Here is a 16,415-nt window from a genome sequence, read left to right as displayed (position 1 = left end):
ATTATGAAAAAAACAATTATTTATAGTCTAGTTATATGTCTCTTTACATCTTGCGAATTAGTTGATGTTTTAGAAAATGATCCCCCAAACAATTTAGTAGAAGAAAACGTGGTGCAAAGCGAAACAGATGCAAGAGCGCTACTAAATGGTGTTTATACAACAATAACATCTAGAATTAATGATAAATATTATATGTTTTCAGAGTTAATTCCTAGTGCCATGATAGGATCTATGAATGGTTCTGGAGCAGGAACAAGTCATATTCAGTTTTCTAGTAATTCATTAGAATTTGATAATATCTACGTTAGAGATTATTGGTTAATGTTTTATAAAACAATGGATATTGCAAATAATACCATAGAACAAACCAACCAACTTTCTGAGGATTTAATTTCAGAGACTTCCAGGAAAGAAATAGTTGGAGAAGCACGTTTTTTGAGAGCAATGTCTACGTTTGATGCACTTAGATATTATGGTCAGTTTTTTGATGAAAGTAGTAATTTGGGTGTTGTTTTACGAACGGAGCCTAGCAATTTTGTTACTAGAAATAAGGCAAGAAATACGGTTGCAGAATGTTATGAGCAAATACTATTAGATTTAGATGCCGCAATTTTAGATGCACCAGATTATTCAGTGACCTATCGTGCCTCAAAAACAGCAGCAAAAGCTTTAAAAGCAAAAGTGTTGTTATATCAAGGTAAATATGGAGAAGCCGCAGCTTTAGCAGACGAAGTGATTAACGATGGTACAACAAGCTTAGAGCCCGATTTTGAATCTGTTTTTAGTCAAGGTTTAAATTCTTCAGAAATGATTTTAATGACGTATCGAGATGCAAATTCAGATACAGAAGATAACAATCGTAAACGCTTTTATTCTGGTATTCCTCCAACTGATAATTGGTTCACTACTATTATGGATACGGATCCTAGAAAGGATTTTACTTATAACGATTCTGATATTTTGAAAACAAATAATGAAGCGGTGTTTAGACCTACTTATTTCTTACGTCTTGCAGAGATGTATTTAACAAAAGCAGAAGGCTTAGCTTTTAGTGGAGCATCTTTAGTTGACGCTAGTACTCCGCTAAATGTTATTAGAAATCGCGCAGGTATTGGTAATACTTCAGCTGCAAATATCGAGGAACTTAAAGACGACATTTTTAATGAAGTCGCACGGGAGCTTGCGTTTGAGAATGGAAGTGAATGGTTTGCTGCTATTCGTTTTAATAAAGCAATGACGCTTAAACCTTCTATAATAAGTTCTAACCAGTATATTCTGCCTATTCCTGAAGAGGAAATAAATGGTAATGGCTCCATTACATTCACAGATCAAAATCCTGGTTACGAATAACAAATATTGATTAGTCTCAATAGATTACCCTAGCAGAGTTTTAATGTTCTTTTCGAAGAATTTAAGACTCTGTTTTTACAAACGATTTAAGATTTTACTACGATGGATACTTACAAGTTAAGCTACCCATTAGAATAATATTGAAAAATTTTAAGGCTCACAAATAATTTTAATAACAACAATTCATGAAAAATAGAACAGTAATTTTAATAACACTTTTGCTCTTTTTAAGTTTTAGTCTGTCGGCTCAAATGAAGGATTTAAAGCGTAAAATACCTACAGACCCAACAGTAAAAATAGGCAAACTGGCAAATGGGCTAACTTATTATATAAAGCAAAACGCAAAACCTAAAAATAAAGCAGAATTAAGACTTGTTATCAATGCAGGTTCTATTTTAGAGGAAGATGACCAACAAGGTTTAGCGCATTTTGTAGAGCACATGGCTTTTAATGGAACTAAAAGTTTCGAGAAAAATGAACTTATTAATTATTTACAAGGCCTTGGTGTTGAATTTGGGGCTGACTTAAATGCGCACACTGGTTTTGATGAAACGGTTTATAAATTATCTGTGCCAACCGATGAAGAAACGTTTAATACGAGTTTACAGGTTTTAAGAGATTGGGCAGACGGTATTACCTTTGAAGATGAAGAGATTGATAATGAAAGAGGAATTGTGGCAGAAGAGCTTAGAGCCAGAAGTGGTGCACCAATGCGTATGTATTATCAGTCTATCCCCAAAATAACCAATAATTCGAGATATGCTCAGCGATTACCAATCGGTACAACAGATGTTATTTTAAATTCTGAATATGATGCCATGAAGCGTTTCTACAAAGATTGGTATCGTCCAGATTTAATGGCTTTGGTATTAGTGGGAGATTTCGATGTGCTTAAAACAGAGAAAAAAGTAAAAGAATTATTCGGGGGTATTCAACTTACTGATACCCCAAAAGAAAGAGTTTATTATGAGATCCCTGATAACAAAGAACCTGTTATTACTGTAATTACAGATAAAGAAGCTTCGGGTGTGAGTATTTCTTTATATAGCAAAAAAGATGAAACAGAAGTAGTAACACTTAATGACTATCGTAATGAGGTCTTAAAATATTTGTATTCCGCAATGTTACGTCAAAGATTAAATGAAATTGGACTACAACCTGATGCACCTTTCTTAAGTGCAATAGCAGGTATTGGTAATTTTTTAGGGAATAAAGATGCTTTTTTATTAAAAGCGAGTCTTAAAGAAAATAATATACCAGAAGGTATCGAAGCATTATTAGTAGAGAGTGAACGCGTTAAAAGGTTCGGATTCACTAATACAGAGCTTAATCGTTTTAAAGAACAGTTGTTAAACGGTGCAGATATGCGTAGAAAAGAGACTGGTAAAATTTCAACAAAATATTATATAGAACAGTATATAGATAATTTTACAGATAATAAAGCCATTCCCAGTGATGAATTTATTTATCAGTTTTATAAAGAAATTTTTCCAACGGTTACAGTCGAAGAGATCAATAATTTAAGTAAAGAATGGATAAAAGAGGATAATGTGGCAGTCGTATTAAATGCTATTGACAAAGAAAATTTAAAATTACCTACCGAAGAAGACATTGAAGATATACTTAAAAAGGTTAGTCTACAGCCTCTTGAAGCTTATGAAGACGAGCTTAGTGATATTAAATTAATGACCAATGAGCCAAAGCCTGGAAAAGTTATTAGCGAAACCTATAACGAAGATGTTGATGTTACGACGTGGAAACTAGCAAATGGAATCACTATAATTGCTAAGCCTACTAAATTTCAGAACGACTTAATTTCCATGAGTGGATTTAGACCCGGAGGGAGTTCTTTGGCTCCAGATTCTCTATATGTTTCAGCTAGAAATGCAGGAAATATTATTGGCTCTAGTGGTGTTAATGGAATATCTGAAACAAACCTCAACAAATTGAATATGGGGAAAACAGTAAAAGTTACTCCAAACATTACGTTCTACGATGATTTGTTCTCTGGTTCAAGTTCGTCAAAAGACTTAGAGACCATGTTGCAAATGGTCAATTTGTATATCACAAACCCGAACAAGGACGAAGGTGTTTTTAATTCGAAAAAAGCAAACTTAAAATCCATTTATAAAGATCAAGATAAAAGTCCAGGGAATTTCTTTGATAATCAGATAAGTGAAATTATGACCAAAGGCCATCTTAGAGGAATGCCTTTAACAGTACAACAGATTGAGGATGGATTAAATATCGACGAGGCATTTGAGTTTTATAAAGAGCGTTTGGCATCAGCTAATGGGTTTACCTTTGTTTTTGTTGGTAGTTTTAATCTTAAAAACTTAAAAGAGTTTACAACAAAATACTTAGGAAGTCTGCCATCGGATCTAGAAAAAGAGAGCACATGGAAAGATATTGGAATGCGCTATACTAATACAGTTGTTAAAAAGACGTTTTTAAAAGGAGTTGAAGATAAAAGTATTGTAGACATGCGATTTACTAATAATTTTGACTTTTCTCTTAAAGAAAAGACGAAGCTAAGTTTACTTGGTAAATTGCTTAAAATTAAACTTACTGAAGAAATGCGAGAAAAAATGTCTGGTGTTTATGGCGTACAAGTTGCTGGTTATGCATCCGACATACCTTACGGTTGGTATAGAATGAATATACGTTTTACTTGCGACCCAAATAATGTAGAGAAATTAGTGAGTAAAGTTTTAGAAGAAATTGAAAAAATCCAAAAAGATGGAGCTACAGAAGCGGATCTGCATAAAATAAAAGAGGCTGAATTAGCTAATTATAAGGAGTTCTTAGAAATCAATGCCTACTGGATAAATAAATTAAGAGAAGCAGTTAAATATGATTTAAAATTAGAATCTATTTTAGACTCTGAAGCAGAAATAAATAATATTGACTCTAATATGTTTAAAGATGCAGCTAATACTTATTTTAATATGAGTAATTATGCCGAGTTTATTTTAAAGCCAGAAGCTTCACATCAAGAATAAAACCATTCAAAAGCATATTTTATTAAAAACCCAGTGAATCTCATGATCCACTGGGTTTTCTTTATAAACTCTTCTATAGATATATTTTTGTGTTAATCCTTTGTAACTCTTAACGTCTGGGTGTTATTTTCTGAAGAAACTTTTATTAAATAAAGCCCTTTAGATAACTCAGATAAGTTAACAGATGAATCTGTAATAGCATCTTTATCAAAATTAGCTACCGTTTGCCCTAATAAGTTAAATACAGTAACGTTGTCAATAGCTTCAGAAGATTTAATGTTTAAAATTCCAGAAGTTGGATTTGGATAAATACTAGTTGCTTCAAATAGATTATCCTCAATAGATAATGTGCTGTCCGTAGTAAAACTCCAAACAGTACCAGTAGTTGATCCCATGCAATTGGTGGCATCTACACTCCAATAATATGTTGTCCCTGGTTCTAAATCGGGCATAGAATCACCATTTTCAAAATCAGTGTAAGCTTGTGTTGGAGGATTTACAGTGTCTAAATAAAATACACTTGTATCTTCAGTCGTAGAAGCTGTCCAATTAAAAGCTACAGAAGCATCAGTTGTTTGAAGTTCTATGTTAGATGCTAAATCAGTAGGACTAGGTGCTGTTGCCAGCTCCGGGGCAGTATCATTAGGGCAACAAGTTACGCATTGAATAGTGGTAAATGTAGATGTATCATCATTACCACAATCAGCATCAATATGCCAATAAATAGTAATTTCTGTCACTCCAGCCGGTGCTGTAAAAACTAAAGGATTCATACCATGAGCAATTACAGTATCATCATTTTCTGTAACAGTTATATGTATAGGGTTATCTCCAGAAACAGAATATTCATAGCCTGGTGTAAGATTTCCAATTAGAGAATATTCTGAATTTGGCCAAGTATCAAATACAATAGTTTCAGCATAACCGGTATTTTCCATAGCAACGGTTCCGCCTGGCCAATGTCCGCCAGAACCATCAAAACATTGTGCATTTGTAGTCATAGTCATTACAACACATGCCATAAGTAATAAAGTAATTTTTTTCATTTTTTTTTGTTTTAGTTAATGAGCTCAAAGCTACAATTGAGAACAAGCAAAGGGATTACTTTACTATTATATAAATGTTACTTTAATCTTTGTTATTACAGTGTTTTATCTAAATGTTAACTGTAATTAATTTTGAAATAATGAGGTGTTTTAATTCTTTTTTTATTTCGAAATAAATCTACCTATTTCAAGAAATTTTATGTTGTACTCACTTAACTGATAAATGTATAAGAAGATACTTTATATATTTAAATTGTGTGAGTTTATGATTCTTTTTACTAGCTCAAAAAAAGTTTTAAAACTTGCTTTAAAATTGAAATACATTGAGGTAATTAGTATACGATGTTAAATGATATTAATTTGCTCATAATTATTAATCACACTATTTTCGTAAAAACTATAATTTTCCCACTTTTTTGGGAATGATAATTCCATTGACATGACATTCGCCATCATAAAAGAACGTAAAAATCCACCAGACAGACGTGTGGTGTTTTCTCCTGAACATTTAGCTGAAGCTAGAAGCCAATTTCCAGAGGCTACATTTATAGTTGAGTCTTCGGATATAAGAATCTTTCCTGACGATGCTTATAGAAAATTAGGATTTGAGGTGTTGGATGATGTTTCTCATGCCGATGTTATGATTGGAGTTAAAGAAGTGCCGATTGAAAATTTAATTCCGAATAAGAAATATTTCTACTTCTCGCATACCATTAAAAAACAGCCTTACAATAGAAAATTATTGTTAGCAATGTTAGAGAAAAACATAGAAATGTTTGATCATGAAACTATTGTTAGAAAAACAGGGGCTCGCTTAATTGGTTTTGGGCGTTACGCCGGTTTGGTTGGTGCGTATAATGGTTTTAGAGCTTTAGGGTTGCGTGATGGTTTATTTACATTGCCAAAAGTTGAGACACTCGCCGATTTAAACGAAGTGAAATCTGAATTAGATAAAATAACCATTCCGAATATTAAAATTTTACTCACCGGAACAGGAAAAGTAGCACATGGAGCCAAAGAGATTTTAGATCATTTAGGGATTAAACAAATTAGTGATGCCTTGTATTTAACATCTCAATTTACAGAGCCTGTCTATGTTATGGCAGATGTAATGGAGTATGCCAAACGAACCGATGGAAAAGTAGGTGACCGCTTTAAGTTTTACAAAGATCCATTTGGTTATGAAAGTAATTTTATGCCTTATGCAAAGGAAACCGATTATTTTATAGCAGGTCATTTTTACGGGAATAATGCCCCGTATTTGTTCACCAGAGAAGATGCCAAGCACCCGGATTTCAAGATTAATTTAGTTTCAGATATATCATGCGATATTGATGGTCCTGTGGCTAGTACGATACGACCTTCAACTATTGAAGATCCTTTTTATGGTTATGATCCTCATACTGAAAAAGAAGTGGCTTACGATGCCAAAGGCGCAATAACTGTAATGGCAGTAGATAATTTACCATGTGAATTACCAAAAGATGCGAGTGAAGGTTTTGGTGAAACATTTTTAGAACATGTGATTCCTGCTTTCTTCAATAATGATGAACGGGAAATCTTAAAACGTGCTCAAATGACTGAAAATGGTAAATTGACGAAACGGTTCAGTTATTTACAAGACTATATAGACGGAAAGTAATTTACAGCGGATTGTACTGAATCACATTTAAGCGTTCATCTTCTAAATTTACATACTGATAATTAACCTTGTCGTTTTTATCGAACTCACCATTTTTGTTGGTGTCCGATATACTTTTAAAGTATAAACGGCTTTGCTGTGGAATAACGCTCCAATCGACAATTTGTGCTAATTCTGGAGTTAGCTTTTTCAGACCTTTGCCTGATATGGTACTAATATATAAGGTTTCAACATCGTTAAAATCTAGTTTAGCATCTTTGTTAGTGTCGGCATCTCTAATGGTATATACTAAAAATTGGAGTCCAGTTTGTGCTCTAATATTTTCAAGAAAACGGATAGACGTAATCTCAATAAGCGCATCTGTTAAAGCTGTTAGTTTTTCCGAATTAAGATGTTGGAATTTGATATTACTGAGTTCTCCTGTTATTGAATAGTTGTTATGGTGTGAAACTGAATAGGACGCATGGCTACTTCCTTTACTATAACTTGAAAATCTCGAATTATTATACTCTGTTACATAACCGATAGGATGAATTAAATAGTCCGTACTATCAATAAGAATAGGCAAATCTGCAATTTCGATTTTTGAACTGTCTTTTTTGATTTCAGTTATAATGGTATCATCATGACTTATAGTTTGTGATCTCTCATCACAACTCATAATACACAGTACTAGACAAAATAATGTTAAAGCTCTGTTCACAATTCTAGTTTTTTTCTAAGGTATTCATAGTCTTAAACATCCAAAAGCCTACGATTAAAAATGTTCCAAAGCCTAACGTGAATAACCAGGCTTCAAAATGTTGAAATGGCGCTATAATCATGTTTAGAATATCCATAAATAAATACTGTGGTCCACTTATAATTTCCCAGGAATTATAACGAAGAAATCGTCCTAAGTAAACCCCAAATCCGCATAAAAAAAGTATAGCAATACTTATCATTTCAACAGGAAGGGTTTTAAATTTAGATTTCAAAAGTTTTTGCATGTCTAATATGGAAATATAAAAGAGTAACAAACCACTCAAAGCAAACGACAACACCACCAAGACATCGAGCCATAACAATGAATCGTTTCCTATTTTGATATGAATTAAATCCGTAACGATATAAGGTGCATTGGGCAAAAAGGCTAACCACACCATAAACCAGAACCCAAGTTTTAATTTGCTCAATTTTGATGTGGTATTTAAATACATCGTTATGGCATAAGGGATGATGGCTAAAAAGACATTCCATATTAAAAACAGAAAGGCATAGGACTTGTTGAGTTTCATGCGTACCATGAGTAAAATAATGCTAAATAGTAATGCCACTGTTATTAATGACAAGGTTTTAAAACGCTCTTGAATTAATATTTTTATAGTTTCCATAATCTTATATTTTGTCTGTTTTGTAATTTGAAAATAAATGATTCAACGGCTAAAACGGTTACTATGCCTAACGTATAAGCGAGCAAGTCGGTGACATGGAATGTGCTACCGAAAATAAGTTTAGCCATAAAACTATCTTGTAAATTAAAGTAGGTTAAGAATGGGGTGAGTTGAAGCAATTCGATACCATAAGCAATTAAGAGGACAACCACACTCGATGCCCTCACATTCAAGTTGGTGCATCCTCTAATAATTGCATATAGTAAAATAACAACGAGATAATCGCCAAAGGTGTAGCGAATAAATCCTGTTTTGATGATGAAAGCGATGGCCAATTCTATAAGAAATAGGCTATGTGCGAGTACTAAATAATTTTTATTGAATTGAAATTTCATGTTATATGTGTGATTTTATTTAATAGCAATTTTATCTCCTAAAAATTTAGGATTTACATTAAAGAGCAAGTCTAAACGTGCTTTGGTACGTGCTAAATATTCACGAGGAGGTGTTTTATAAACATCTTTGGCGTTATAGGCTATAGCTTCAATATCATAATGTTGCGCAATGTAAATAGCACGTTCATTATGGAATTTCTGCGAAATAATAGTGATGGCATTTTGACCAAATATTTTCTTGGCTCTTACTATGGAATCTAAAGTTCTAAAACCTGCATAATCTAAAAATATATGTTCAGCAGGAATCCCTTGGGTGATTAAATCATTTTTAAAATCAGTAGGTTCGTCATAGTCTTTTCTGCCATTATCTCCACTGACTAAAATGTAGTCTATTTTACCAGCTTTGTAAAGGGCAACCGCTGCATCCACTCGGTGTTTGTAGAATAAGTTGATATTGCCACTGGGTGCCCATTTGCTTGCTCCAAGGACGAGTCCGACATTGTTTTTAGGGATGCTATCCATATCATCATATGTAAGGTCTTTAGCTTTAAAACTGATCCAATGAAAGGTAACGAACACACCAAAAACTATGCAGATTCCTGTAAGAATTAAGATTTTAAATGTTTTCATACGGCGATGTGTTTAAGGTTTACTAGTTCATGTTTTGGAAAAATAGCAGCTCTAAAATCTGAAATGGATATATGCATGAGCTTTCTATAATCAAAATGATGAAAGGCATTGGCAGCTTTTCCTATTTTGAAAGAATGATGATAATACTTATAGTAATCAGGAAGAATGGCTACACCAAGAATAATGGCTCCATACAAATACGGACTGCGTTTGCCGTTGCCATAGCAAAGGCATTGAAGCGCGATTTCGTCTTCAACTTTAGTGCTGTAACCACAAAGCACATGGTAGCAATCGTGACGCTCAACTTTTGGAATGAGTTCAAAATGATGTTCATCTAAGAATTCTCCCAAGTGTCTTCCAAAGGTAGGTTTTGGAAGTTTTAATAAATCAGACTTTGTGATATTCCAGGGTTTATGATTTTTAAACATATTGGTGTAAATCCGTTGTGAATGTTCAAACAACCAAATGATTAATTGCTTGCGTAATGCTTTTAAAATTTTAAATAGGTTGTTCATGGTAATTTGAGATGATTTGATTTTACAAAGTTGTTGTTGTGATGCCGAGTTTTTCTGCTTCGTATGAGTTCATATCTCCAAATAAAAAGCGACAAGCTGAACACGAAACTGAAATAATAAGTGGCAACAATATGCTTGTTTAATCCAATAATTGCTGCAATACAAAGCGTAAATACACTTATAATGTAATACGGAAAATAGAGTTTGAATACGCGCATTTTATTATGTCGGTATTTGGAAGCCCAAAATATGCACGATATACTAAGCCGTACCAAGATAAAAGTGATTCCACCAACAAAAAGCGAAACAAATAAGATTAGAATAGCCATGTTATTCGGTGTCTATTTTAAAATTATCATATCGTAATTCTTGCCAATTATTAGTTCGTAATTGATACACGTAGTTGTGATATTTTTCTTCGATTTGATGGATAGAATCCCCGTTTAAGTTTTCGTCATCTAACTGCTCATTTAACAATAAGGTGTTATTATCGGATAATGCAATGACATACTTATAATCCATGGATTTGGCATAATTAAAATTGTAATTTGTAATGTGATAATCCCAATTAATTGTGCTAGAAATAATGAGAATTGCAAACGCAGCTTGTGTGTTTATTCGGAATAAATACCAGTTGTTTTTTGCTCCATTTATTTTTAGAAGCGTTGTAAACAATCCAATTGTAGCAAGTAAAAGGTAAACAATGACCCCAATACGTTTGTAGGTTAACCCGAAATAATAGATGTACTGACTGTTTTTAAATACAATGCTCAGCACTAATAAAATATTTAAAATAATCCAAGTAAAAGCAAGGCGTTTTAGGGAGGCGTTTTGTTCGTAAAAATTGAGGTTACCTCGAAATACATAAAGTAAAATCATGATAGCAATAACAATAGAGGCAATGAGCGCATTAATACCATTATGAACTTGGGCAGAATATAAGGATGCTTTAATCTCCTGTTGTGTTGTTATAAAGGTGATATCGGTTAATAAATACATTACAATTAATGCATTTAATAATGCGATAAGAATCACGCCTAGTTGATTTTCTTGTTTTAATTTGGGGATAGAAAATGCTGCTGTTTTATGTAAGGTGTTTTCAGTTTGTAAATCGAGTTCTGTGGCTGGTTCTACTTCTATTGGTGTATGGATATTACTAAATAAATAGTAACCTAAACCTGCGACTAAGACCCATTGTATGTTTATAAATCCAAAATCTATCTGTTCTATTAAATTGCTAAAAACGGGATTTCCTTCTTTGTAAAGTGCAATAAAAGTAATGAGGATTACGGTTGGGATTAAAATGATTTTCGCCCAGTGCAAATAATCTATTTTGTCCTTTTTTTCTAAATTCTCAGTGTTTGGTTTGTGAATGGGGAAAGCAAAATTACGGTGAAATAGTCCTGCGATAGTGGTGTACAAACCATTAAGCCAACTTATGTAAATTGAAGATTTGGTTTCAGATAAATGACCGATTAAAGTGAAGAAAGCAACTAAGTTGGCAATAATAGATAATGAAGAACTATGAAAAAAGATGGTCAGTCCTGTGATTAGGTAAGCTATGGTGTAGATTTTGGTTTTTCGACTTTTAAATTGCGACTTGTTATTTATAAAAAGAATTATAACTGTAAGTATACTGAATAAAAAGAGGTTGAGTCCGATAGATTGGTCGTAGAAGAAGGTACTAAATAAAAGGGCTGCAATAAGTAAGATTAGTTTTTTCATGATTGATTATTTTAAAGTACTTTGAAATTCAAAGTAAATGAGTAAAAAAAAAGAGTTTAATTTTTCGACTATCTTGTTGAGGATAGTCGAACGTTGATTTTATGTTTTATTGATTAATTTTTCAAGAGCTTCAATATGTTTTTTAAATTCTAATTTTCCTAGTTTCGTAGCACTGTATCTTGTATTCGGTTTTCGACCTATAAATTGTTTCTCAACTAAAATGTATTCCGCTTTTTCTAAGGCTTTGGTATGGCTTGCCAAATTACCATCTGTGGCTCCTAATAATTCTTTCAACATTTTAAAATCGGCATACTCGTTTACCATAAGAACCGACATAATGCCGAGTCGTATTCTATGATCAAAAAGTTTATTTATGTTCGTTATTATGCTCAATTTTATTGTTTGTTGTTAATTTCAAGTCTTCAGTCTTCATTTTTTTTGCGATACTACCTGCTCACTTTACATCATATTTAAAATGCATCCAAGTTCCATATACAATATGCATTACTCCAAAGCCAATGACCCAAAGCCAAAAACCATAACCAGGATAAATAGCAGCTGCTAATCCTAATATAATTTGAACAAATCCCAAATATTTTATATCTCCAATACTGTATTTAGAGGCATTGATTAATGCTAAACCATAAAAAATAAGCATTAAGCCTCCCGTTTGTCCATATTTACCTTGACTTAAGATGATTAAAGTATAAAGTCCTCCAGCAATCAAAGGTATTAGAAAATTCACCAATAAGCGCTTAGACGAATTATCCCATATTTTTTCACCTGTTTTTTTTGCCTTTCTTGTGGTAAGAACAATGCCAGTTAACGCACTAAAAAAGGCTACTAAGAATAAAATGAGTAATACGGTTTCAAAAATCCAACCATCAAGCTTTAAAGTGCCATAGCTGTATGTTGTAACCAACCAATAGGTTATGGCAGCGCCAATTAACGCGTATATTCCAGCAAGAATTCCAGATAGTCCACTCAAGGAAATAAATCGAGATGATTTATTCATGAGATTCTTAATCTCAGTAATGTCTTTTAAATAATCTTTCTCGCTCATATTAAAGTACTTTGAAATACAAAGTAAAATAAATAATTCGGTTTGCGCAAGTTTATTTTCGAGATTTCGTTAAATTTATAAATCAACATGTAAATGACATAATCACAATGATCGAATTACTTTTAGCTATAGCAAATATTTCAGGTGGCATCTTACTTGGTCTTGCAACCCTTGATAAATGGGATGGTGAGCATAATTTTTTTAATAAAATAGCAGGCGTTTTAGCTCCTTTTGATACCATCATCGGACTCGCACTTATTATTTTAGCTATACTCGAATTTTGGGATGGCCTATTATTTAACATCGTAAGTATCCTAGGAGGAATTTTACTTTTAACACATGTATTCGGGAAAGTACCTGCTTTAGAGGTGAGCTTAAGAACACTTTCTGCGAAGCTAATGCCTTTTAAAGCTATTATTGGAATTGGTCTAATTGTGATTGGTTTAATTGGATTGTTTTGAACTGGACTTGAAATAAAGATTAGTTTTATGATTATTGAGTTATTGGTCTTTGAAGAGTTTTATTTTGAACTTCATTAATACCACCTGACCGTCAGATATCGCTAAATTTCTTCGTCTTTTGAAACTGTAAGGTATGCTGACTTTATATAATCCGTCTAATTCTATAAATTCTATTTTATCAGATCTACTTATTCCATCAAACGAGTAATAATAGTTTTTCTTAATATCAATTTTAGTAAAATATAAATGAATCATAGAATCGGTTTTTGTGATAATATAACCAGTCGTTCTATCCTGAAGCTTAAGTTCAGATTTATGATATGCTTCATATACGGCAGGAAAATTAAAATAGTCAACTCTTGAAATTGGTTTTTCTAGTAACTGCCATTGACTATCATTTGGAAAATGAGATAGAATTAATTTTTCTGGGTTAATCATAAAATAAGTGTCAGAAAAATTAAAGAAATTGTCGTTATAAATACTATTTCCTGTAGACCAAGTCACATCAATTAAATACCATTTTTGGTCAAGTTTCACAGCATTCCAAGCGTGGTTAGAATTACTTCTTTTCCGTCCTATTTCATTAGCAAAGCGTTTGGCATAACCAGGTATAACAACAGATATAATATCTAATTCAGATAATGTATAATTTAATAGTTGAGCATATCCTTCACATACGGCAGATTTCTTTCTTAATGTTTTCTCAGCAACCCTGTGATTGTATTGATATAGCTTCAATTCAAGTTCTAATTTTGATTTGGCTTTTATTGTTTTGGTTTTCTTTTTCTTTCTTAAAGCTTTGTAATCGTAAGTAATATTATTAGCAAGCCAGTAATATGCAGCTCTAGTTCTCTCTAATTCTGTTTTAAAATCTGTTCTAATTCTATCAGCAAGGCTTTCGATTGACTTAAATTTTGTAGGATAAGTGTTTACAAGCGAATCGATCATCTTGTAATTTTGAGAGCACACCAGTTGTACTGAAAATATAAAAAAGACTAGCAGAAATGTTTTCATATTACTAATTTAGACAAAAATTATTCCAGTTTTGAATCCGGCCGAAGCACACATCCTAAAACAGCAAGAACCTTTCAAATCCATATGTATGCATTTGCAAGTATTGGTTGAGTATACCTTACCAGAAGCTGATTTATTATACAAATGGAGAATGCCATGCTATTATATAGATAAGCGACCAATCTGCTACCTCAATAAAAGTAAAGATTACGTTGATGTTGGCTTTTGGCATTCCGCACATTTATCAAAACAATGGGATGCGTATTTAATTTCCGAAAATAGGAAAGTGGTTAAATCATTACGCTATAAAACACTAGAAGATATTGATGATTCTGTTTTTATTTCAATATTGAAAGAAGTAGAAGGATTGAAGGAAAAAGGGTTCTATAAGAAAGGGTAGGTTTTAGTGTTCAGTGTCAATATGGAATATAGTTATTTGATATTGAGATATTAAGTTAATGTCTCAAATTGGCCTTAAGATCTTTAAATAATCACGAATTTACATCTCAGCGCCTTCACGGGGAACTTTTTTTACTCTGCAACTTTGAGTCTTTGCGCCTCAGCGACATAAAAATTACTTCACCAAAAACATCCCCAAAAACACCGCCAAAAAGCCAACCACAAAACTAGCAATGGTATAAATAGCAAAGCTCATAAAGTCACCCGATTTTAAAAACATATGATTCTCATAAGCAAATGTAGAAAACGTTGTAAAACCACCACAAAACCCGGTTGCTAAAAGTAAGGTTTGACTCTGAGATAAGGTTTCATTTTTAGCAGCCAATCCAAGGATAACACCAATTAGTAAACTACCAATAATATTAGCCGCAAACGTACCGTAAGGAATTCCGGTTTCAGAATTATTAAGCCATTTTCCGATAGCAAAGCGGAGTACGCTACCAAAGCCACCTCCAAGAAATATGAGTATAAGTTGTTTCAATTGTTTTTAGTTTTTAGTTGGTAGTCGGTAGTTGTTGGTTATTCGTGTTTTATATGTAATCATCAGTTTTAAAAAGAGTTATTTAGTCAATTACGAATCAGTCTTTGTGCATCTCAGCGTGATTTTTTTTCAAAATCTGGCGATAATTTTTGAACCTCACACTTCACACTTCACACTTCACACTTCACACTACTTCACCGCCAAATAAATCTCAGCGCGCCAATCTGCTGGATTAGGATAATTCTCAGGTAACGTCAAATACGTCTGAATCATCGGTCCGCCTTCAATCACTTCGAGATTATTCGTTGCAATATAATTCAGTGTGGCATCCCAGGCTTCCTTCATATTAGAAAAATCACCTTCTAAAACCGTTTTTACAGTTTTAAATGATTCTAGTTGTCCCGTTAAAATTTCAGGATCATCAGAAAGTATTTTCGAATTTGTAGGGATACAAGCCGAGAATATAATCGCATCATTTTCAGCATCCCATTTATTATATAGAATAAACGGTTTACCGGCCATAGAGATATTATGTGTAATGGCATAAGCACCAACTTCGCCTAACATGATTTTCGATTTTTTGTCAAAATCATTGAATCTAGTGGACGTCGTGTTATATAAATAATAACCTCCACTGTGTTGTGTGATACCTTCAACATTAATAGTGTAAACTTTCATGTCGGCTTGAACCGCACTGTCTAGAAGCTCTAAACTGCGTTCGTATTCAGGACCAACTTGCTGTTCCATACCACCAGAGAACGCAGACCACATTTTAAATCCAAAAGTCAAATTATCGCCAGAAATTGTCCAAGTCACATCCGTAGTGCCATCTTCATTAGCCTCAAAATCCCAATTTACATCAGATTTTGGGTACGTTGCAAATTGCATCTCTTGTGTAATTGAGGTATTAGGATTTGCACCTGTCGTGCTCATATAGCCTTCATCTCCTTTCTCATTCCATGTGTAAGAACCTCCAACCCCTTTAGTAATATCGCCTAGTGTCACCACTATTTCAGGATTAGTTTCAATCCAAGAACTCCACGAATCCCAAGTCTTAAAATCTACCACAGTGTTATAGATAACAGATGTTGGTGCTTTTATAGTTCGTGTTCGTGTAACTTCGTAAGAATTTGGCTGCACAGCAATATAAATTGAAACACCAATGACAAGGATGAGTAATAATAAGAGGAAGGATTTAAATGCTTTCATTTATAGGGATTATAGTTAGTGGTTTATCAAATATAGTCATTTTATGATAT

The 16,415-nt window shown here is 33.1% G+C and carries 17 protein-coding genes; 5 read left to right on the top strand and 12 right to left on the bottom strand.

What is annotated here, in order from left to right; genetic code table 11:
- The first annotated feature begins 3 nt into the window (after positions 1-3).
- Positions 4-1,350 carry a RagB/SusD family nutrient uptake outer membrane protein gene (locus HM986_RS00780; protein WP_179333181.1) on the top strand — a complete coding sequence of 449 codons (1,347 nt, stop codon included), beginning with the start codon at positions 4-6 and terminating at the stop codon, positions 1,348-1,350.
- Positions 1,351-1,535: 185 nt separating this feature from the next.
- A complete protein-coding gene (locus tag HM986_RS00775) occupies positions 1,536-4,352 on the top strand; it encodes a M16 family metallopeptidase (RefSeq protein WP_179333180.1) in 2,817 nt (938 codons plus the stop codon).
- A gap of 92 nt (positions 4,353-4,444) precedes the next feature.
- Here the strand turns inward: HM986_RS00775 and HM986_RS00770 are convergent, their stop codons facing one another.
- Positions 4,445-5,398: a T9SS type A sorting domain-containing protein gene (locus HM986_RS00770; protein WP_179333179.1), complete on the bottom strand. Its 954-nt coding sequence runs from the start codon at positions 5,396-5,398 to the stop codon at positions 4,445-4,447.
- A gap of 439 nt (positions 5,399-5,837) precedes the next feature.
- On the opposite strand from HM986_RS00770, the gene HM986_RS00765 reads away from it, so the two are divergent.
- On the top strand, positions 5,838-7,040 hold the full coding sequence (locus tag HM986_RS00765; protein ID WP_179333178.1) for an NAD(P)-dependent oxidoreductase: 1,203 nt from the start codon (positions 5,838-5,840) through the stop codon (positions 7,038-7,040).
- Position 7,041: 1 nt separating this feature from the next.
- On the opposite strand, the gene HM986_RS00760 is transcribed toward HM986_RS00765, so the two are convergent.
- The 8 genes from HM986_RS00760 to HM986_RS00725 all read right to left on the bottom strand — a co-directional run bounded on the left by HM986_RS00760 (position 7,042) and on the right by HM986_RS00725 (position 12,741).
- Positions 7,042-7,743 (bottom strand): hypothetical protein, encoded by a 702-nt coding sequence (locus tag HM986_RS00760; protein ID WP_179333177.1) that lies wholly within the window; start codon positions 7,741-7,743, stop codon positions 7,042-7,044.
- 4 nt (positions 7,744-7,747) lie between these two features.
- Entirely contained in the window at positions 7,748-8,413 is a 666-nt protein-coding gene (locus HM986_RS00755; protein WP_179333176.1) for a DUF1361 domain-containing protein, read from the bottom strand.
- Entirely contained in the window at positions 8,401-8,808 is a 408-nt protein-coding gene (locus tag HM986_RS00750; RefSeq protein WP_179333175.1) for a ribosomal maturation YjgA family protein, read from the bottom strand. Before HM986_RS00750 ends, HM986_RS00755 begins: the two co-directional genes overlap by 13 nt.
- Before the next feature lie 15 nt (positions 8,809-8,823).
- A complete protein-coding gene (locus HM986_RS00745; RefSeq protein ID WP_179333174.1) occupies positions 8,824-9,438 on the bottom strand; it encodes a SanA/YdcF family protein in 615 nt (204 codons plus the stop codon).
- Positions 9,435-9,953, bottom strand: coding sequence for a hypothetical protein (locus HM986_RS00740; protein ID WP_179333173.1), 519 nt, complete (start codon positions 9,951-9,953; stop codon positions 9,435-9,437). Before HM986_RS00740 ends, HM986_RS00745 begins: the two co-directional genes overlap by 4 nt.
- 330 nt (positions 9,954-10,283) lie before the next feature.
- Positions 10,284-11,678 (bottom strand): DUF4153 domain-containing protein, encoded by a 1,395-nt coding sequence (locus tag HM986_RS00735; protein WP_179333172.1) that lies wholly within the window; start codon positions 11,676-11,678, stop codon positions 10,284-10,286.
- 99 nt (positions 11,679-11,777) lie between these two features.
- Positions 11,778-12,071, bottom strand: coding sequence for a winged helix-turn-helix domain-containing protein (locus HM986_RS00730; RefSeq protein WP_179333171.1), 294 nt, complete (start codon positions 12,069-12,071; stop codon positions 11,778-11,780).
- Positions 12,072-12,132: 61 nt separating this feature from the next.
- Complete coding sequence (locus HM986_RS00725) at positions 12,133-12,741, bottom strand: hypothetical protein (RefSeq protein ID WP_179333170.1); 609 nt, start codon at positions 12,739-12,741, stop codon at positions 12,133-12,135.
- Positions 12,742-12,848: 107 nt separating this feature from the next.
- Between HM986_RS00725 and HM986_RS00720 the strand changes: the two genes are divergently transcribed.
- Positions 12,849-13,202: a hypothetical protein gene (locus tag HM986_RS00720; protein WP_179333169.1), complete on the top strand. Its 354-nt coding sequence runs from the start codon at positions 12,849-12,851 to the stop codon at positions 13,200-13,202.
- 39 nt (positions 13,203-13,241) lie between these two features.
- Here the strand turns inward: HM986_RS00720 and HM986_RS00715 are convergent, their stop codons facing one another.
- Positions 13,242-14,150, bottom strand: coding sequence for a transglutaminase domain-containing protein (locus tag HM986_RS00715; protein ID WP_179333168.1), 909 nt, complete (start codon positions 14,148-14,150; stop codon positions 13,242-13,244).
- A gap of 97 nt (positions 14,151-14,247) precedes the next feature.
- Between HM986_RS00715 and HM986_RS00710 the strand changes: the two genes are divergently transcribed.
- Complete coding sequence (locus HM986_RS00710) at positions 14,248-14,616, top strand: DUF1801 domain-containing protein (protein WP_179333167.1); 369 nt, start codon at positions 14,248-14,250, stop codon at positions 14,614-14,616.
- Between the two features lie 174 nt (positions 14,617-14,790).
- Here HM986_RS00710 and crcB read toward each other — a convergent pair whose 3' ends face one another.
- Together crcB and HM986_RS00700 are read right to left on the bottom strand one after the other, a co-directional pair.
- Positions 14,791-15,156, bottom strand: a complete 366-nt coding sequence (gene crcB, locus HM986_RS00705; protein WP_179333166.1) for a fluoride efflux transporter CrcB — start codon at positions 15,154-15,156, stop codon at positions 14,791-14,793.
- Positions 15,157-15,345: 189 nt separating this feature from the next.
- Complete coding sequence (locus HM986_RS00700) at positions 15,346-16,365, bottom strand: SRPBCC family protein (RefSeq protein ID WP_179333165.1); 1,020 nt, start codon at positions 16,363-16,365, stop codon at positions 15,346-15,348.
- Between the last annotated feature and the right edge of the window lie 50 nt (positions 16,366-16,415).

The organism is Winogradskyella costae, assembly GCF_013403865.1.
In the GTDB taxonomy this organism is placed as follows: Bacteria; Bacteroidota; Bacteroidia; order Flavobacteriales; family Flavobacteriaceae; genus Winogradskyella; species Winogradskyella costae.
This window is presented reverse-complemented; position numbering and strand designations above follow the sequence as displayed.